Genomic DNA, 17,699 nt, shown 5'->3' on the forward strand with positions numbered 1-17,699 from the left:
CCGATCAGCCCGCTCCCCCAGGTTCCGCGGTCAGCGGGTGGTCAGGCCCTGGGACAGGTCGGTGGCCGTGGCGGTGTGGGAGCGGCGGGCGGCGGGGCCGTAGCCGCCGCCACCGCCCGACTCGCAGCGCAGCACGTCCCCCGCGGTGACCGGCAGCGCGTTCACCTTGAGCATCTCGCGGGCGTCCGGGGTGCCCGGGTTGAGGGTGACGTGGGGCGGCGCGCCCGGTTCGCCGCCCGCCAGGCCCCAGGCCGGGGTCACCGAGCGCTCGAACCAGAGCGACAGCGAGGTGTCCCCGCAGAACTCGTACTCGCGCACCACCCCGTTCCCGCCCCGCCACTGACCGGCGCCGCCGGTGTCGGGGCGGATCTCGTAGCGGCGCACCCGGACCGGGAACAACGTCTCCAGCACCTCGATGGGCATGTCCCGCAGCGCGCCGTTGACGTTGTTGATCAGGCAGGTCTCGCCGTCGCCGCCGTCCCAGGCGCCCCAGCCGCCGACCGTGGCCTCCTGGGAGACGTACAGCTTGCCGGTACGCGGGTCCGTGCCGGTGAACTGCACGATCATCGAGTCCCCGTACGAGGCCGCGGCCGACTTGTCCGGCAGCACCGGCGCCAGCGCCTTGACCACCAGGTCGATGAGCAGCCCCAGGTGCGAGTAGTAGTACTGGCAGGCGGCGGGCGACTCGGCGGCCAGCATGGAGCCGGGCCGGGTCTCGACCGACAGCGGGCGGAACGAGCCGCCGTTCAGCGGCACGTCGCCCGAGACCAGCAGCTTGTAGCCGACGCGGACGGCGGCCACGGCCTGGGCCGCGCCGCAGTTGACCGGGCCGAGCGCCTGGTCGGCGCAGTCGGTCAGGTCGACGTGCATCGACTCGCCCGACACCGCGACCGTGACGTTGACCGGCAGCGGGGTGCCGAGGTCGATGCCGTCGTTGTCGAGGAAGCCGGAGGCCTCGTAGACGCCGTCGGGGATGGCCGCGATGGCCGCGCGTTCCATGCGTTCGGTCTGGGCGAAGATCTCGTCGCGGGCGGCCAGCACCGTGTCCAGGCCCCACCGGGACACGATCTCCTTCAGCCGCCGCTGGCCCGTCATGGCGCAGCTCACCTGGGCGCGCAGGTCGCCGAGCGTGGCGTGCGGGAAGCGTACGTTGCGGGCGATCACCTCGTGCAGGTCGCGGCAGGGCGCGCCGCCCGCGTACACCTTGACCGGGCCCATCCGCAGGCCCTCCTGGAAGATCGACGTGGAGTCCATGGAGCCGCCCGGGTCCTTGGAGCCGACGTCCAGCCAGTGCGCCCGCGACGCCGCGAAACCGGCCAGCTCCCCGTCCACGAAGATCGGCCCGTAGACCGTGACGTCGTTGAGGTGGGTGCCGCCGATGTAGGAGTCGTTGAGCACCCACACGTCGCCCTCCTGCCAGACCTCCCGCCCGTACAGGCGCTCGGTCTCGCGGGTGCACACCTCCAGGTTGCCCAGGAAGATCGGCAGCCCGGACGACTGGCCCAGCACGTTGTGGTCGCGGTCGAGCAGCGCGACCGCGCAGTCCTTGGCCTCGTAGATGACGGGGGTGTAGGAGCTGCGGATGAGGGTGGTGTTCATGTCCTCGGCCGCCTGCAGCAGCGCGCAGCGGATGATCTCCGTGGTGACGGGGTCGATCACAAGTTCACCTTCACGATGAGAAAGCCGTTGGGGTCCACGGTGGCCACGCAGCCGGGCGGGATGACCGTCGTCGCGGTCTCCTCGACCACGATCGCGGGCCCGGCCAGCTCGCCGTCGAGGCTGGAGCGCCGCAGCACCGGGGTGCTGTGCACGGCCCCGTCGAAGATCACATCCCGTACGTACGCCGCCTGCTCCTCGGGGGCCTCCTGCGCGGCGGCGGCGGTGCGCGGGAACGAGCCGAGCCCGGTGCTGCGCAGCATGACGAACTCCACCGGCGCCTCCGGGGTGGCGTGCCCGTAGCGGCCGGTATGCGCCTCGGCGTAGCGGGCCGCGATCGTCTCCAGGAATCCGGGTTCGGCGGGCTCGGCCGCGTCGCGCAGCGGGATGGTCAGCGTGTAGTCCTGGCCCTCGTAGCGCATGTCCACGGCGTGCTCGACCCGGTGCCGCTCCTCTGGAACGCCCTGGGCGGAGAGCGCCGCCAGGGCATCTTCCTCCAAAGTCACGAAATTTCGGGACATGTCGGGGCCATCGAGCGTGTCCTGCGACCGGAAGTACGGATGCGTCAGATCCCGGCGTACGTCGGCTTCCAGCATCCCCCACGCCGAGAACGCCCCCGGGAAGCGCGGCACCACCACCTCGGAGATCCCCAGCTCGCGCGCGATGAACACGGCGTGCATCGCCCCCGCGCCCCCGAACGCCACCAGCGCGAACTCCCGCGGCTCGATCCCGTGCTCCACGGTCAGCGTACGGATCGCCTGCGCCATCTTGGCGTTGGCCACGTCGCAGATCCCCTCGGCCAGCAGCAGCGGATCCATGTCCAGCTCGTCGGCCAGCGTGGCCACCGCCGTGCCCGCCGCCTCCACGTCCAGCGTCATCAGCCCGCCCGCGAACCAGGCCGGGTCCACCCGGCCGAGCGCCACGTTCGCGTCGGTGACCGTGGCCCGGGTGCCGCCCCTGCCGTAGCAGGCCGGCCCGGGCAGGGCCCCGGCCGACTCGGGCCCGACCCGCAGCGCGCCCGCCTCGGCGTACGCGATCGAGCCGCCGCCCGCGCCGATCGTGTGCAGGTTCACGATGGGCATGAGCACCGGGTAGCCCTCGATGCGGGCCTCCGCGCTGACGTCCGGCCGCCCGTTCACCACGAGCGACACGTCGAACGACGTCCCGCCCATGTCGATGCAGATGGCGTTCTCCCTGCCCATGAACCGGGCCGCCGCGACCCCGCCCATCGTGCCGCCCACCGGCCCGGACAGCAGCGTCTGCAACGGCCTGCGCATCGCGTAGGAGGCGTTCACCAGCCCGCCCGACGACTGCATCACGTGCACCGGCACGGCCAGCCCCCGCTCGGCGAAGCGCCGCTCGATCCTGGCCAGGTAGCGGCGCACCACGGGCCCGGTGTACGCCTCCAGCACCGCCGACGAGGTCCGCTCGTACTCGCGCCACTCCCGCGCCACCTCATGGGAGAGCACGACCAGCACGTCGTCGCCCAGCTCCGCGCGCAGGATCTCGCCGGCCCGCAGCTCGTGCGCCGGGTTCGCGTAGGAGAACAGCAGGCACACGGCCACCGCGTCGAACCCCTCCTCCCGCGCGCGCCGCCCCGCCGCCCGCACCGACTCCTCGTCGAGCGGCTGGAGTTCGCGCCCCAGGTAGTCGAGCCGGCCGCCGGCCTCCATGACGTCCTGGCGCGGGACCAGCGGCGCGGGCTTGCGGTAACGCAGGTCGAACATGCGGTCGCGGTTGCCCCTGGCGATCTGGTAGACGTCCCGGCCGCCCCGGCCGGCCAGCAGCAGCACCCGGGCGCCCTTGCGCTCCAGCAGCGCGTTGAGCCCCTGGGTGGTGCCGTGCACGAAGAACGAGATCTCGGCCGGATCCTCGACGACCCGGCCCAGCGCGGCGAACACCCCCTCGGCCAGGTCTCCCGGAGTGGTGGGCGCCTTCGAGGCGGTGACCGTCCCGCTGCGTTCGTCGTAGCAGACGACGTCGGTGAAGGTGCCGCCGATGTCCATGGCGACGCGATAGCTCATGCGCTGCACCGTACGCCGACGCGGGCGCCGCCCGCATGTGCGGCCCGCACAGGAGGAGGCCCCCGCCAGTGCATCCCGCCCGGTCGGCGACCCCGTCGGAAGGGCGGTCGGCGGGCTCAGCGGAGGAGGACGTGGCAGGCGAGTTGCAGAGCCAGGCGGGTGGCGGCGTCGTCCAGGTCGAAGCCCGCGGACTTGATGCGCTCCAGACGGGTCGTGATCGTGTTGCGGTGCACGCCCAGCCGCTCGGCCGCCTTCAAGGCGCCGCCCTCGTCCAGGACCGCGGCCAGCGTCTCCAGCAGCGTGCCGTCCTTGTCGACCGCCAGCAGCGGCCGCAGCACGACGGTGGCCGGGGTGCGCAGGACGCCGGTGGGCAGCGCGCCCAGCAGCTCGGCCGGGCCCATCCGATCCGCTCGCGCCACCGTGCCCGGTCCCGACACGAACGCCGCCGCCTCGGCTCCCAGCAGCGACTCCTCGACCGACCGCAGGCCCTCCACCTGCGCGCCGACCCCGGCGGCGCACGGCCAGGGCATCGTCCGCAGGCAGCGGCTGAGGCGTTCGGCCAGCTCGCCGGGGTCCAGCGCCGACCATCCCGCCCAGCCGTCGCCGCGCGGCAGCACGGGCACCTGGCCAACGGCCGCGGCGATGAGCGTCCCGGCCAGCGCGGCGTCACCCGCCTCCGCCGTCGGCCGGACCTGGTAGGCGGTCAGCGCGCCCTCGACGGGCCAGCCCAGCGCGATCGCCTCCGCCCTCGCCCCGCCCTCCTCCGGCTCCCCGGGCTCCCCGGGCTCCTGCTGGGCGTCGGCGAGCAGGCGTTCGGCGAGGGCGCGCCGCAGGGCGAAGTCGCGGGAGGCGCGCAGCCGCTCCTGCGCGGCCCAGGCGGTCAGCGGGGCCACCGCCAGCCTCAGCACGGTACGGACGGCCGCGGGCCATCCGGGCGACCGGGACGACCCGCCGGCCACGAGCGTGCCCAGCACGCCGCCGTCCAGATCGGGCACCTCCACCTCGGCCGACCACCGCGCCCCCACCCCACCACCTACCCGGGCACCCCCTTCGGGCGGCCCGTCGCGGCCCGGCCCTCGGCCATCGGCGTCCTGGACCTCCGTGCTCAGGCGAGCGATGCCCGGCCGGTCGACGGCGCGGGCCCCGGCCAGGTGCCGGCCGTACCGGTCGATGAGGGTCACCGAGGTGCCGGGCAGCTCGGCGTTCAGGACGCCCAGCACGCGGCGGGCCGAGGGCCCGGCCTCGGCCAGGCGGGTGGCGCAGCGGGCCACGAGCTGGGTGCGGGCCGCCTCGGGGCGGGCGGCGGCCGAGGCGATCCGGACCGCGACGATGAGGGGATCCTCGTCCACGAAGATCAGCGTGACGCCGAGCCGTTCCGCCAGCACCTCGCCGGAGCCCTCGCCCAGCCCGCCGGCCGGCGCGATCACACACGCCGCCGCCTGCTCCCACGCCCGGCGGGTGGCCATCTCGACGGCCCACCCGCCGCTGGCCGCCGTCCCGATGAGGACCACCGCCGTGTGCGGCGCCACCGTCCCGAACACCGACAGCTCGTCCACGATCCGCACCTGGTGCACGGGGTTCTCGCCCGAGCCGTACATCCTGGCCCCGGCCAGCGGCCCGGCGTTGACCAGCTCGGCCACCGTGACCGGCGCCTCCCACCCCGCCCGCGGCCCCGTCACAGCGGGATCCCGAACGCCTGCAGCCCGCCCAGCCGCTGCCCCCGATCCGTGTGCCACACCGGTGCGGCCTTCACGACCATGACGTCCACCTCCAGGCCGGGCACCGCCTTGTCGACGTCCACGACCATCCCGTCGGCCGTGGAGATCATGCAGATCTGGTCCGGCGTCATCGCCACCGCGGCCCCGTCGGCCAGGGCGAGCACGATCTCGTTGTGGGCCTCCAGCCGTACCAGCCGGCGCAGCCCCTCCGTCTCCTGCACCACGATGCTCGACGGCAACGACGGCAGCGACACGTCGGCGCCGTGCCCGGTGCTGCCCTCCACCGTCAGGATCCGTCCCCTGCACAGGGTCCGCACGCCGAACGGCGCCGCGGTCGAGCGGGGCGCGCCGGGCTCGCCCGCCCGCAGCAGCAGGCTCACCGTCCCGGGCACGAGCACCCGCGCCAGGTCGCCGGCCGCCATCGGGTAGCAGGCCGCCACCGCCCACCCGCCGACCGACAGCACGACGGGGCGCATCAGCTCCTCCACCCGGTCGCCGGCCGTCTCCAGCAGCACCAGCTCGCCCGATCCGCCCGCCAGCGCCAGGGGCGCCGGGCTCATCCCGCCCAGCGCGTACGTCGTCTGCTCCAGCAGCGGGAACACCCGCCCCGTGCCGTCGCCGTCCACCAGCGGCACCCCCAGCTGGGCCGCCGCGATGAGCGGGACGAGGGCGTTCTCGGCGGCCAGGTTGAGCGCGACCACGGCCCCGGCCCGCTCCCCCAGCCTGCGCTCCAGCGCCCGCACGGCACGGGCGGGCTCGTCACCCCTCGGCAGCTGCTCCCCCAGCGCGGTCGTGGACCCGACCAGGCTGACCGCCACGCACAACGTGTCCGGCGCCAGTTTCTCGGCCGTCACCAGTTCGACGCCCGGCCCGATCAGCGAGCCCGCCCAGTCGAGGGTGAGGGTGTGCGCCGACTCCGCCGCCCCGGTCGCGAACATCCTCGCCCCCGCCGAGAGCCGCGCGAGCCCGTCCTCGTCGATCATCACGGCCCCGCGCGGGTTCATGGGCGGATTCATGGGCGGGTTCACGGCATCGTCCCCTCGGCCGTCACCCGCACCCGGTAGAGCCCGTCCGGCAGGTACGACAGCGGGTTCACGGTCGTCTCCGCGATCCTGGCCGAGCCGGGCAGGGCGCCCGCGCTGACCACGCGGGTGAGCGCCTCGTCCCTGGCGTCCTGGAGCACCCGGTCCAGCTCCGCCCGCCCCCGCGCCTGCACGATCCGCTCCACCTGCGCCTCCGGCCGCCCGACCGCCGCCCCGTACGCCGCCGCCACCTCGCCGGGGACGCCGGGGAGCACCACCCGCCCGCGCGCCAGGCTCGCCGTCCCGCCCAGGTCGCAGGCCAGCGGGTAGCGCCGGAAGTAGTGGGCCGACACCAGCCCGCCGCCCGACCTGGCGAAGAACACCGGCACCCCGGGCAGCTCCCGGGCCGCCTCGTCGGCGATCCGCCCCGCCTCGGGGCCGAGCGCCGCGTTGCGGATCGTGGCCTGCTCGCGCTCGCGCAGCCCCGGATGGCCGAACTCGTACGACAGCGTGATCCGCGCCTGCGGCACCTCGGCCGCGATGATCGCGGCCACGGCCAGCTCGTGGTCGGCCAGCATGGGGGAGCCGGTCGCGGTCACCGCGAAGTCGGTCAGCCCGCACGTGGCGGCGAAGCGCCGGACCGCCTCGGTGTCCAGCGGCGCCAGCACGCGCCCGGTGAGGCTGTGGCCGCCGCGCACGATCGTGGCCGTCCCGGAGCCGACGCGCGGGCGCAGCGCCTCGGGGCACGGCCCGCCCACCCGGATCGCCGCCACCGCGGCGGTGGGCACGTCGCCCAGGTCCACGGCCACGCACGCCCGCGCCGCCGCGCGGGCGGCGGCGCGGCTCACCGGCCACTCGGGCGCGCCGTCCCTGACGGCCACCAGCACCGGCGAGGGCCGTACGAGGGCGACGCCGAGGATCACTCCAGCTCGCGTCCTTCGGTCTCCGGCAGCGGCACGGCCAGCAGCGCCGTGGCCACCATGAACGCGTTGATGATCAGCATGGTAGCGGTGAACCCGGTGGCGTGGGCCAGCAGCGCCCCCACCGCCGACGGCGCGACCGTGGTGGCCACGAGCTGCGCGGCCGTGGCCCACGAGTACCCGGTGCCGCGCAGGGCGGTCGGGTAGAACTCGCCGTTCCAGGTGTTCCAGACGCCCCAGGCGCCGAGGCTGAAGAACGACAGCACGAAGTTGCCGAGGTACAGGCCGGTGGTCGAGGAGGCGGTGGCGAACCAGAGGCCGCCCAGCAGCGCCGCCACCACGTAGACGAGGAACACCTTCTTGCGGCCGAACCGGCCGGTCAGCAGGGAGGCGCTCACGTACCCGGGGATCATCATCAGCGCGCTCAGCGCCGCGAAGCCGAGCGAGGCCGACAGCGTCAGGCCCTTCTGCTGCAGCAGCGTCGGCAGCCACGTCTGCAGGCCCCAGTAGCCCCAGTTGAAGACGAAGTTCAGTAGCAACATGACCACGGTGATCCGGGCGAGCCCGCCGCGGAACAGGTCGAGCGGCCGGCCCACCCGCTCGCTCGCCACGGTGAACGTGGCTTCGGAGTCGGGGCTGTTCAGCGCGCGCAGCACGGCGCGCGCCTCCTCCTGGCGGCCCCGGGCGGCCAGCCAGTACGGCGACTCCGGCACCCACGCCCGGATCGCGAACGCCCACAGCCCCGCCGCCGCGCTGGCGATCACCACGACGTGCCAGCCCAGGCCGCCCAGCGTCATCGACGCCCCGATCGCGGCCAGCATGCCGATCGGCCACCCGATCGACAGGTAGACCGCCGCCCGCCCGCGCGAGCGGGTCGGCAGCAGCTCCAGGAAGTAGGGGAAGGTGATCGTGTAGACGCCGGCCAGCGCCAGCCCGGAGGCCACCCGGAGCGTCACCAGCACCGTCATGTTCGGCGCGAACGCCGAGGCGAGCGCGATCACCCCGTACGCCAGCAGTGACCAGAACGCGACCGGCTTGCGACCGACGCGGTCGGCCACCGGCCCCCACACCAGCACGCCGGGGATCATGCCGAAGGCGACCGCCGACAGCACGACGCCGACCCCGGCCTCGTCGATCCCGAAGGCGGTGCCGAGGTCGCCGGAGACGTAGACGAGGGCGAGCTGCTCCCACGACTCGATGACGAACGCGATGAACAGCGCGAGCGCGATGAGCACGTGCCTGCGGGTGAACGGCATCCGATCGAATGCCGCGCCGATGGGGATCGTTCGGGAGTCGACGGCGGTCATGGAAGCTCCTCGGAGGGGGGCGCTGAATATGGCCGCACCATAAAGCCGCCCTCGTCCGGCGGCCCTGTGCATGCCGCACTGGCGGGCCGCACGATCTGTGCGGCCCGCCCTGCGTCAGGGGCGGGCGGCGTAATAAGGGCCCCGGGGGAACCGCCGCGGGCGCGTAGATCAAGACTCGATCCACCGCCGCAGCATGGTCGTGGCCAGGGTCATGGCCGTCTTGCAGGCGTTCGTGTCGCGCAGCTTGTCGAGCATGACGAAGTCGTGCACGATGCCGGCCATCCGCACCGCCGTCACGTCGTTGCCCAGCTCGCGCAGCCGCGCCGCATACAGCTCGCCCTCGTCGCGCAGCACGTCCGCCTCGCCCGTGATGATCAGCGCGGGCGGCAGGCCGCGCAGCTCCTCCGACCGGGCCCGCAGCGGCGAGGCGTGACTCTCGCCCCGCTGGGAGGACTCGGGGGTGTACTGGTCCCAGAACCACTTCATGCCGTCGCGGTTGAGGTAGTAGCCGGAGGCGAACTGCCGGTAGGACTCGGTGTCGAAGCTCGCGTCCGTGACCGGGTAGAACAGGCACTGCCCGCGCAGCTGCACGAAGTTGAGCTTCCTGGCCATCATGGCCAGCACGGTCGCCATGTTGCCGCCGACCGAGTCCCCGCACACCGCCATCCGCGCCGGGTCCAGGTTCTTCTCCTTGCCGTGCTCCGACACCCAGCGGGCCGCGACGTAGTTCTGCTGGATCTGCGTGGGGTACTTCGCCTCGGGAGCGCGGTCGTACTCCGGGAAGACGACGGCGGCGCCGCAGCGCACGGACAGCTCCCGCACCAGCCGGTCGTGGGTGTGGGCGGAGCCGAACACCCAGCCCGCGCCGTGGATGTAGAAGATGACCGGCATGGTCCCCGTGGCGCCCTTGGGCCTGACGATCCGGACCGGCACCAGGCCGGTCGGGCCGCCCTGGACCTGGATCCACTCCTCGTCGATCTCCGGCCTGGGCACGTTCGGGTCCGACTGGAGCCGCTCCAGCGCCTCGCGACCGTCCTCGGGCGGCAGCTCGTAGATGAACGGGCGCCGGGCGGTGGCGTCCGCGAACTCCTGCGCCGCCGGCTCCAGGACGACCCGCTTGATCATTGTGGTCACGATGACCCCCCGGTGAATGTCACGCCGAGGGATTTGTGCCTATTCGCACCTCCAGACCACCGCCCAAAATGGTCAAATTCCCACCAAAATGGTCACTCCTGTTGCAGCTCGTGCGCCAGCTCCTCCAGCTCCGCCCCGCCCGCCATGAGCGCGGTCAGCTCCTGCGTGGTGATGTCGGCCTTGCCGTACTCGCCCACGCCGGCGCCCCGGTTGAGCAGCAGGAACCGGTCGCCCACCGGGTAGGCGTGGTGGGGGTTGTGGGTGATGAAGACCACGCCGAGCCCCCGGTCGCGGGCCCTGGCGATGTACCGCAGCACCACCCCGGCCTGCTTGACCCCCAGCGCGGAGGTGGGCTCGTCGAGGATGAGGACGCGGGCCCCGAAGTAGACGGCCCTGGCGATGGCCACCGACTGCCGCTCGCCGCCGGAGAGCGTGCCGACCGGCTGGTCCACGTCGCGGATGTCGATGCCCATGGCCCGCAGCTCCTCGCGGGCGACCTTCCTGGCCCTGGCCACGTCGAAGGCCAGGCCCTTCTTCGGCTCCGAGCCGAGGAAGAAGTTCCGCCAGACCGACATGAGCGGGATCATCGCCAGGTCCTGGTAGACGGTCGCGATGCCGCGGTCGAGCGCGTCGCGGGGGCTGGCGAAGCGCACCTCCTGGCCGTCCACCAGCAACGAGCCGGCGTCGTGCTGGTGCACCCCGGCGAGGATCTTGATGAGCGTGGACTTGCCGGCGCCGTTGTCGCCGAGCACGCAGGTCACCTCGCCGGCCCGCACGCCCATCGACACCTCGCGCAGCGCCAGCACCGACCCGAACGTCTTGCCGATGCCCCTGGTCTCCAGAATCAATGCTTCACCTCCTCGGCGTACCGCCTGACCAGGCGGTTGGCCAGCGTCGCCAGCAGCAGCATCGCTCCCAGGAAGAACTTGAACCAGTCGGCGTTCCAGCCCAGGAACACGATGCCCTTGTCGGCCATGCCGAAGATGACCGCGCCGATGGCGGCCCCGATCGCGGAGCCGTACCCGCCGGTGAGCAGGCAGCCGCCGATGACGGCGGCGATGATGTAGATGAACTCCTGCCCGATGCCGATGTTGGCCTGCACGGAGGTGTAGCGCAGCGCGAGGATCGTGCCGACCAGCCAGGCGGCGAACGCCGTCGTCATGAACAGGGCGATCTTCGTACGGGCGGCGGCCACGCCGACCGCGCGGGCGGCCTGCTCGTTGCCGCCCACCGCGAAGATCCAGTTTCCGGCCTTGGAACGCATGAGCACCCAGGTGGCCACGGCGGTCACCAGGATCCACCACAGGATCGCCACCCGGAACGAGGTCCCGCCGATCTGGATCGTCCCGGCGAGGATCGCGTTCGCGGCCTCGAAGCCGGGGGCCCGGCGCAGGCCGCTGACCTGCACCGTCCCGGTGATGGCCTTGGTGACGCCGAGGTTGAGGCCCTGCAGCATGAGGAACGTGCCCAGCGTGACGATGAAGCTGGGCAGCCTGGTCCTGGTGACGACCAGGCCGTTGGCCAACCCGATGGCCAGCGCCACGACCAGCCCGACGAGCATCGCCGCCCACACGCTGAACCCGTAGCGGGTGGCCAGCGTGACCAGGATCAGCCCGCTCGTGCCGGTCAGCACGCCGGCCGACAGGTCGAACTCGCCGCCGATCATGAGCAGCGCGACCGCGACGGCCATGATGCCGAGCGTGGCGGCCGGGTCGAGCCAGTTCGCGATGCCGTCCAGGGACCGGAACACCGGCGACTGGGAGGCGAAGAACACGAACACCACGACCAGCCCGACCACCGCGCCCAGCTCGGGCCGGATCAGCAGCCGGCGGGCCAGACCGACGTCGGCGACCCGCTCGTCGGCCGCCAGGGTCATCGCGTGCCCGCCTCGGCCAGCTTGGCCACCTGCTCGGCGTTGTCCTTGGTCACGAAGCCCGGCCCGGTGTTGACGGGCAGGCCGCCGCCGACGGTGTTGAGGTTGTTCTTGTACAGGTTGAGGAACGTGATCGGCAGGTAGCCCTGCAGGTACTGCTGCTGGTCCACGGCGAACAGGATCTCCCCGTCCTTGATCGCGCTCACCACGTCGCCCGACAGGTCGAACGTGGCCAGCTTGGCCGGCGAGCCCGAGTCCTTGATGGCGTCCCTGGCGGCGATCGCGACGGCCGGGTTGAGCGCGAGCACGCCGTTGACCTGCTTGTCCGACTGGAGCTTGGCGGTGACCTTGGAGGTGACGTCGGCCAGGTTGCTCACGTCGACCTGCAGCCGCTCGACCGTGCCGCCCAGCGTCTGCTCGGCGCCCTTGCAGCGCTGGTCGAGGCCGACGTTGCCGGCCTCGTGGATGACGCACAGCAGCTTGGTGACGCCGGCGGCCTTGAGCTGCTCGCCCGCGCCGCGCCCGGCCACGTCCTCCGACTGTCCGACGTGCGTGATCGCGCCGAACGCCTTGGAGGAGTCGGCGCCCGAGTTGATGGTGACCACCGGGATCTTCGCCGCGACGGCCTTGCCGATGGCCTCCTTGAGCGCGTCGGGGTTGGCCATGGAGACCACGATGCCGTCCACCTTCTCGGAGACGGCCTGGTCGATGAGCTGCGACTGTTTGGCGGGGTCGCCGTCACCCTGGTAGGTGACCTTCACTCCGTACTGTCTGCCCGCGGCCTCGGCGCCGTTCTTGACCACGTCCCAGAAGGAGTCGCCGGCGCCTGCGTGGGTGATGACGGCGAAGCTGGCGCTCGCGGCGGCGGAGTTCTCGCCTGGGGCGGCGGCGGAACTCGCGGCGGGAGCGCTCTGCGCGCTCTGCCCTCCGGAGGAGGAGCAGCCGCTCACGGCGAGCGCGCCCAGCAGGGCCAGCACGATCGGGGTACGTCTCATAGGACACCTCCAAGACCAACGGGCTCGCCCTGGTTCTACCTCAATATCATTTCTATGTATAGACATGCGGACTTGTTCACACTAGAACGGAATCTTACGTTCCGATATACTGGCGGGTATGACGAGCGCACCCATGAGCGGCCGCAAGGCGCAGGCCGCCCGCAACGACGAGTTGATCCTGCAGGCGGCCCGGGCGGTCTTCACCGCCGACCCTGGCGCCCCCATCGCGGCCGTGGCCGAGAAGGCGGGCGTCGGGATCAGCGCGCTCTACCGCCGTTACCCCAGCAAGGAGGCGCTGCTGCAGAAGCTGTGCGGCGACGGTCTCCAGCTCTACAGCGAGGTGACCGAGCGGTCGCTGGCCCGGGAAGGCGACCCGTGGGAGGCGTTCGCCGCCTACCTGCGCGGCATCGTGGACGCCGACACCAACTCCCTGACGATCAAGCTGGCGGGCACGTTCACGCCGACCGAGGAGCTGGGCCGCGCCGCGTTCCGGGCCTCGTCGCTGGCCACCGAGGCGCACCGCCGCGCGGTGGAGGCCGGCGTGCTGCGTCCGGACGTGACCACGGCGGACATCGCGCTGCTGTTCGAGCAGCTGGCCTCGATCAAGCTCGGCGACGAGGAGCGCACCGCGCAGCTGCGCCACCGCTACCTGGCGCTCGTGATGGACTCGCTGCGGGTGCCGCCGGCGCACCGGGAGCTGCCGGGCCCACCCCCCGTGGACGAGGAGCTGTCGACGCGCTGGTACCCGTCCTAACCCTCCTGGTCGGCCAGGCGGCTCGCCAGCGCCACGGTGCGGCGGGCCCGGGCGACGATGGGGGCGTCCACGAAGCGGCCGTCGGGTAGCGCGACCGCGCCGAGGCCCGCGCGCTCGGCCTGCTCGGCCGCCTCGACGATCTCCGCGGCCCTGGCCGCCTCCTCCTCCGAGGGGCGGAACGCCTGCCTGATCACGGGGATCTGGCGGGGGTGGATGGCGGTCCTGCCGAACATGCCGAGCCCGCGGCCCGCCAGGCAGGAGGCCAGCAGGCCGGCCTCGTCCTTGACGTTCGGGTAGACGGCCATGGGCACCGGCGGCAGGCCGGCCGCCGCCGCGGCGAGCACCACCTGGAGCCGCAGGTGGTCCATGGCCCGCTCGTCGGTGATGGCCAGCTCGGCGGACAGGTCCTGCTCGCCGAGCGCCACGCCGGCGACCTTCGGGTGCGCCGCGATCTCGCGCGCCGCGACGATCCCGGCCGCCGACTCCAGCAGCGCGTACGCCGGAGCGCCGGTGACCGCGTCGAGCACGGCCACGGACTCGACCTTGGGCAGCCGCACGGCGTCGGCGAGCTCCCCGACGGCCTCGAGGTCGGCCAGCCCTCGCCCGGTGGCCAGGTCGTTGACCCGCACGTGCACCCGCGTCTCCCCCTCGGAGCCCCGGCGGGCGCGCAGGTAGGCGACGGCGTTGGCGCGGGCCTCGTCCTTGCGGGCGGGCACGACCGCGTCCTCGAGGTCGATGATGACGACGTCCGCCCCGGAGGCGACGGCCTTGTCGAAGCGCTCGGGCCGGTCGCCGGGCACGTACAGCCAGGTGACGATCACGCGATCACGCCCTCTTCGCGCAGGGCGGCGATCGCCTCGCCGGTGTAGTCGAGCTCCGCGAGCACCTCGTCGGTGTCGCGCCCGAGCCGCCGTCCCGGCCAGCGGATCGCTCCGGGCGTGTCCGACAGGCGGAACAGCACGTTCTGCAGGGTGACCTTGCCGAGCTCCTCGTCCGGCACCTCCACGAACGTCTCCAGCGCCGCGTACTGCGGGTCCTCGGCGATGTCGGAGACGTCGTAGATGGGCGCGATCGCGGCCTGCGCCTCCTCGAAGCGGGCGATGACCTCGTCGGCGTCCCGCTCGGCGATCCAGGACGCGACGGCCTCGTCCAGCTCGTCCACGTGCTGGACGCGCCCGGCGCCGCTGGCGAACCACGGCTGCTCCACCAGGTCGGGCCGCCCCACCAGGGCGACCACCCGCTCGGCGACGGGCTGGGCACTGGTGGAGATGGCCAGCCACCGCCCGTCCCGGGTCCGGTACGTGTTGCGCGGCGCGTTGCTGCTGGACCGGTTGCCGGTGCGGCGCGGCACGACGCCCAGCGCCTTGTACGCGGTCATCTGCGGCCCCAGGATGCCCAGGATCGGCTCGATGATCGCCAGGTCGATGACCTGCCCCCGTCCACTCTGCTCCCTGGCGCGCAGGGCCACCATGATCGCGTACGACATGGCCAGGCCCGCGATGCCGTCGGCGAGCGCCAGCGGCGGCAGCGTGGGCGGCCCGTCGGGCTGCCCGGTCATGGCCGCGAACCCGCTCATCGCCTCGGCCAGCGTCCCGAATCCCGGCTGCCTGGCCATCGGCCCGGACTGCCCGAACCCGGTCATCCGCGCCACGATCAGCCGCGGGTTGAGCTCGAGCAGGTCTTCGGGGGCGAGGTTCCAGCGTTCGAGGGTGCCGGGGCGGAAGTTCTCGATCAGCACGTCGGACCGCTCGGCCAGGCGGCGCAGGATCCCCTGGCCGTCGGGGTGCGACAGGTCCACGGCCGCCGTGCGCTTGTTGCGCGCGAGCGTCTTCCACCACAGGCCCACGCCGTCCACGGACGCGCCGTGCCCGCGCGACGGGTCGCCGCGCCGGGGGTGCTCGATCTTGATCACGTCGGCGCCGAAGTCGCCCAGCATCATCGCGGCGGAGGGACCGGCGAACAGGGTCGCCGCGTCGATGACCCGAAGGTCTGCGAGGCTCGTCATAGGTATGTAACTTATAAGAAATATGTCATAGGTCAATCTATGGAAAATGGGGACATGTCGCCTACTGAGCCGCGGCCGCCGATGAGCAAGGCCGAGTACGTCTACAGCGTGCTGCTCGACGAGATCCGCACCGCGCGGATCCCGGGCGGCACGGCGCTGCGGGCCGGGGAGGTGGCCCGCCGGCTGGGCGTGTCGGTCACCCCCGTGCGCGAGGCGCTGCGCAGGCTGGAGAAGGACCGGCTGATCAGCTACGAGGCGCATCACGGCGCGACCGTCGTTGACCTGGGCGACGATGCCCTGGCCGAGTACTACGGCCTGCGCGCGGTGGTCGAGGGCCTGGGCGCGCGCCTGGCGGCGGGCCGGATCACCCCGGAGGAGCTGGCCGGGCTGCGCGAGCTGCACGCCTCGATGGCCGAGGACGCCGCGCACGGCAGGCACGACCGGCTCGGGGAGCAGAGCGTTCGATTCCACCTGCGCATCGTGGACATCGGCGGCCCGGCCTTCCTGGGCGCGCACGCCAGATCGGTGCGCAACAGCGTCCCGGTGCCCGCCGACGCGTCGCTGTGGCTGGACGAGGCCCAGGTGCGGGCCCAGCTCGACGCGCACGAGGGCATCCTGGCCGCGCTGGCGGCCGGCGACGCCGAGGCCGCGGAACGCATCATGATCGACCACGTGCGCCGGGCCGGGGATTACCGGCAACAGCACTGACCGAATACGTACGTCATGGCCGCCGATGACAAAAATCAGCGTTCGGCTCTGCTCTATTGCAACTCGATTACACCTGTTGCACGATGGCCACTCAAGTGGTCTGGCACCCGAGGGGGCAGGGACTGTGGCGGACGCGTGGACACTGCATCCCGACTACCGGACCCCTCCGGTCCCCGCAGCCGCAGGCATCGTCCCAGGCTCCTGGCGGCACCCCGACGGCGGCCAGGTCATGAACGGCACCTACGAACGGCCCCTTCCCGACCGGCGGGTCGAGGTCGTCACCATCTGGTACGGCTATGCGCTCAGCCACTGGAGCGGGCCGCGCATGCCGCGGTTCAGCAGCCCGCTGGTCTCGGCCTGGAACCCGGTGCTGGCCCAGGGGCTGGCCGTCGACCCGGGCTCCCCCTCGCCGTACCACGACGAACTGTGGTGCGACCGGTGGATCGCCGACGCCCTGCTGTACGGGCGCAAGCCGTACGGGGCGTTCACGCTGCCCGCGGCCGAGGCGCTGCGCTGGTTCGCCAAGAGCGGCGGCACCGGCCTCGTCTACCACGCCGAGCCGGTCGGCGGGCTGATCAGGGTCGTGGCGGGCACGGCCGAGCGCTACGCGCAGCTGTTCGACCTGGACGCGCTGATCGCCGACTACCGCGGCGCGCTGCCGCCCGACCTGGCCGAGCCGGAGGTGGCGGCGCTGGAGGCGCACGGCGGCCACTCCCCCGCGCTGCACTACATCCTCAGCGAGAACGGCGAAGCCCGCTTCGCCCGGGCGCCGCTGTCGGTCCGCGGCCTCACCCTCGGATACCCTCCACGGGAGACGGCCGCCCGCATCGCCGCCGCGGCCCTTTCGTGACCGCACCCACCACCGGAGCGCCGCTGTGACCGCGAGATTCATGCCGGGCGTCAAAGGGGTCCTGTTCGACCTCGACGGCACCCTGTTCGACCACCGTGGCGCCGCCGACGCCGCGATCGTCGCGTGGGTGACGGCACACTCCCCCGGTCATCCGCGCCTGGACGAGGTGCCCGCGCTCTGGGCCGGCTTGGAGGCGGTGTACCTGGCGATGTGGCAGGCGGGCGAGTGCTCCGCGCAGGAGCAGCGGCGCCGCCGCCTGCGCGCGCTCTGCCAGGAACTGGCCGTGCCGGCGCCCGGCGACCTGGACGCCGCCTACGCGGACTTCGGCGAACGCTACCGGCAGGGCTGGATCGCCTACCCGGACGCGGCGGGGGCGGTGGCGGAGCTGGGCGGGTTCGCGCTCGGGGTGCTGACGAACGGGGTGCTGCCGATGCAGGAGGCGAAGGTCCGCACGATCGGGCTGGCCGACCTGGTCGGGCCGGTGCTGACGGGCGAGGTGCTGGGCGGCCACTTCAAGCCGTCGCCCGCCGCCTACACCGGCGCCGCCGCGGCGCTGGGGCTGGCGCCGGAGCAGGTGCTGCTGGTGGGCGACGACGTGATCAACGACGTGACGGGGCCGGCGGCGACCGGGATGCGCTCGGTCTGGCTCGACCGGCTCGGGGTCGAGCCGCCACCCGCCGGCTTCCCGCGCATCACCTCACTGACCGAGCTCCCGCGGCTGCTTCGCTAGCGG

16 protein-coding genes are annotated in these 17,699 nt (G+C 73.0%); 4 read left to right on the plus strand and 12 right to left on the minus strand.

Annotated features, from left to right (window positions below; all coding sequences use genetic code 11):
* Positions 1 to 30 precede the first annotated feature (30 nt).
* From ACWDRB_RS28055 to ACWDRB_RS28100, 10 genes are all read right to left on the minus strand, one after another.
* A complete protein-coding gene (locus tag ACWDRB_RS28055) occupies positions 31 to 1,659 on the minus strand; it encodes a hydantoinase B/oxoprolinase family protein (RefSeq protein ID WP_449898474.1) in 1,629 nt (542 codons plus the stop codon).
* On the minus strand, positions 1,656 to 3,680 hold the full coding sequence (locus ACWDRB_RS28060) for a hydantoinase/oxoprolinase family protein (protein ID WP_449898476.1): 2,025 nt from the start codon (positions 3,678 to 3,680) through the stop codon (positions 1,656 to 1,658). Before ACWDRB_RS28060 ends, ACWDRB_RS28055 begins: the two co-directional genes overlap by 4 nt.
* Positions 3,681 to 3,796: 116 nt before the next feature.
* Positions 3,797 to 5,359, minus strand: a complete 1,563-nt coding sequence (locus ACWDRB_RS28065; RefSeq protein WP_449898478.1) for a PucR family transcriptional regulator — start codon at positions 5,357 to 5,359, stop codon at positions 3,797 to 3,799.
* The gene (locus ACWDRB_RS28070; protein WP_449898480.1) at positions 5,356 to 6,402 is read right to left on the minus strand and encodes a DUF917 domain-containing protein; all 1,047 of its coding nucleotides are present in this window, start codon (positions 6,400 to 6,402) and stop codon (positions 5,356 to 5,358) included. Before ACWDRB_RS28070 ends, ACWDRB_RS28065 begins: the two co-directional genes overlap by 4 nt.
* A gap of 20 nt (positions 6,403 to 6,422) precedes the next feature.
* The gene (locus ACWDRB_RS28075) at positions 6,423 to 7,343 is read right to left on the minus strand and encodes a hypothetical protein (RefSeq protein WP_449898482.1); all 921 of its coding nucleotides are present in this window, start codon (positions 7,341 to 7,343) and stop codon (positions 6,423 to 6,425) included.
* Positions 7,340 to 8,647: an MFS transporter gene (locus ACWDRB_RS28080; protein ID WP_355200918.1), complete on the minus strand. Its 1,308-nt coding sequence runs from the start codon at positions 8,645 to 8,647 to the stop codon at positions 7,340 to 7,342. The genes ACWDRB_RS28075 and ACWDRB_RS28080 overlap by 4 nt, the downstream gene beginning before the upstream one ends.
* A gap of 168 nt (positions 8,648 to 8,815) precedes the next feature.
* Positions 8,816 to 9,772, minus strand: coding sequence for an alpha/beta hydrolase (locus tag ACWDRB_RS28085; RefSeq protein WP_449898974.1), 957 nt, complete (start codon positions 9,770 to 9,772; stop codon positions 8,816 to 8,818).
* A 101-nt stretch (positions 9,773 to 9,873) separates the two neighbouring features.
* A complete protein-coding gene (locus ACWDRB_RS28090) occupies positions 9,874 to 10,629 on the minus strand; it encodes an ATP-binding cassette domain-containing protein (RefSeq protein ID WP_449898485.1) in 756 nt (251 codons plus the stop codon).
* Positions 10,626 to 11,657: an ABC transporter permease gene (locus ACWDRB_RS28095; protein WP_350731959.1), complete on the minus strand. Its 1,032-nt coding sequence runs from the start codon at positions 11,655 to 11,657 to the stop codon at positions 10,626 to 10,628. Before ACWDRB_RS28095 ends, ACWDRB_RS28090 begins: the two co-directional genes overlap by 4 nt.
* Entirely contained in the window at positions 11,654 to 12,649 is a 996-nt protein-coding gene (locus tag ACWDRB_RS28100) for a sugar ABC transporter substrate-binding protein (RefSeq protein ID WP_449898488.1), read from the minus strand. Before ACWDRB_RS28100 ends, ACWDRB_RS28095 begins: the two co-directional genes overlap by 4 nt.
* A gap of 118 nt (positions 12,650 to 12,767) precedes the next feature.
* Between ACWDRB_RS28100 and ACWDRB_RS28105 the strand changes: the two genes are divergently transcribed.
* The gene (locus tag ACWDRB_RS28105; RefSeq protein ID WP_449898490.1) at positions 12,768 to 13,403 is read left to right on the plus strand and encodes a TetR/AcrR family transcriptional regulator; all 636 of its coding nucleotides are present in this window, start codon (positions 12,768 to 12,770) and stop codon (positions 13,401 to 13,403) included.
* On the opposite strand, the gene ACWDRB_RS28110 is transcribed toward ACWDRB_RS28105, so the two are convergent.
* Entirely contained in the window at positions 13,400 to 14,224 is an 825-nt protein-coding gene (locus ACWDRB_RS28110; protein ID WP_449898493.1) for an HpcH/HpaI aldolase/citrate lyase family protein, read from the minus strand. The genes ACWDRB_RS28105 and ACWDRB_RS28110 overlap by 4 nt on opposite strands.
* The gene (locus ACWDRB_RS28115) at positions 14,221 to 15,408 is read right to left on the minus strand and encodes a CaiB/BaiF CoA transferase family protein (protein WP_449898496.1); all 1,188 of its coding nucleotides are present in this window, start codon (positions 15,406 to 15,408) and stop codon (positions 14,221 to 14,223) included. The genes ACWDRB_RS28110 and ACWDRB_RS28115 overlap by 4 nt, the downstream gene beginning before the upstream one ends.
* 54 nt (positions 15,409 to 15,462) lie before the next feature.
* Between ACWDRB_RS28115 and ACWDRB_RS28120 the strand changes: the two genes are divergently transcribed.
* From ACWDRB_RS28120 to ACWDRB_RS28130, 3 genes are all read left to right on the plus strand, one after another.
* A complete protein-coding gene (locus ACWDRB_RS28120; RefSeq protein WP_397370116.1) occupies positions 15,463 to 16,116 on the plus strand; it encodes a GntR family transcriptional regulator in 654 nt (217 codons plus the stop codon).
* A 124-nt stretch (positions 16,117 to 16,240) separates the two neighbouring features.
* Positions 16,241 to 16,966 (plus strand): hypothetical protein, encoded by a 726-nt coding sequence (locus ACWDRB_RS28125; protein WP_449898499.1) that lies wholly within the window; start codon positions 16,241 to 16,243, stop codon positions 16,964 to 16,966.
* A 25-nt stretch (positions 16,967 to 16,991) separates the two neighbouring features.
* Positions 16,992 to 17,696 (plus strand): HAD family hydrolase, encoded by a 705-nt coding sequence (locus tag ACWDRB_RS28130; RefSeq protein ID WP_449898501.1) that lies wholly within the window; start codon positions 16,992 to 16,994, stop codon positions 17,694 to 17,696.
* Positions 17,697 to 17,699: the final 3 nt, after the last annotated feature.

The sequence above is a fragment of the Nonomuraea sp. NPDC003707 genome (assembly GCF_053587055.1).

What these genes read in the sequence shown, in the direction of transcription:
- ACWDRB_RS28115 (WP_449898496.1), bottom strand. Translation starts at nt 15,408, where the DNA reads ATGACGAGCCTCGCAGACCTTCGGGTCATCGACGCGGCGACCCTGTTC.
- ACWDRB_RS28070 (WP_449898480.1), bottom strand. Translation starts at nt 6,402, where the DNA reads ATGAACCCGCGCGGGGCCGTGATGATCGACGAGGACGGGCTCGCGCGG.
- ACWDRB_RS28100 (WP_449898488.1), bottom strand. Translation starts at nt 12,649, where the DNA reads ATGAGACGTACCCCGATCGTGCTGGCCCTGCTGGGCGCGCTCGCCGTG.
- ACWDRB_RS28080 (WP_355200918.1), bottom strand. Translation starts at nt 8,647, where the DNA reads ATGACCGCCGTCGACTCCCGAACGATCCCCATCGGCGCGGCATTCGAT.
- ACWDRB_RS28105 (WP_449898490.1), top strand. Translation starts at nt 12,768, where the DNA reads ATGACGAGCGCACCCATGAGCGGCCGCAAGGCGCAGGCCGCCCGCAAC.
- ACWDRB_RS28095 (WP_350731959.1), bottom strand. Translation starts at nt 11,657, where the DNA reads ATGACCCTGGCGGCCGACGAGCGGGTCGCCGACGTCGGTCTGGCCCGC.
- ACWDRB_RS28120 (WP_397370116.1), top strand. Translation starts at nt 15,463, where the DNA reads ATGTCGCCTACTGAGCCGCGGCCGCCGATGAGCAAGGCCGAGTACGTC.
- ACWDRB_RS28060 (WP_449898476.1), bottom strand. Translation starts at nt 3,680, where the DNA reads ATGAGCTATCGCGTCGCCATGGACATCGGCGGCACCTTCACCGACGTC.
- ACWDRB_RS28085 (WP_449898974.1), bottom strand. Translation starts at nt 9,772, where the DNA reads ATGATCAAGCGGGTCGTCCTGGAGCCGGCGGCGCAGGAGTTCGCGGAC.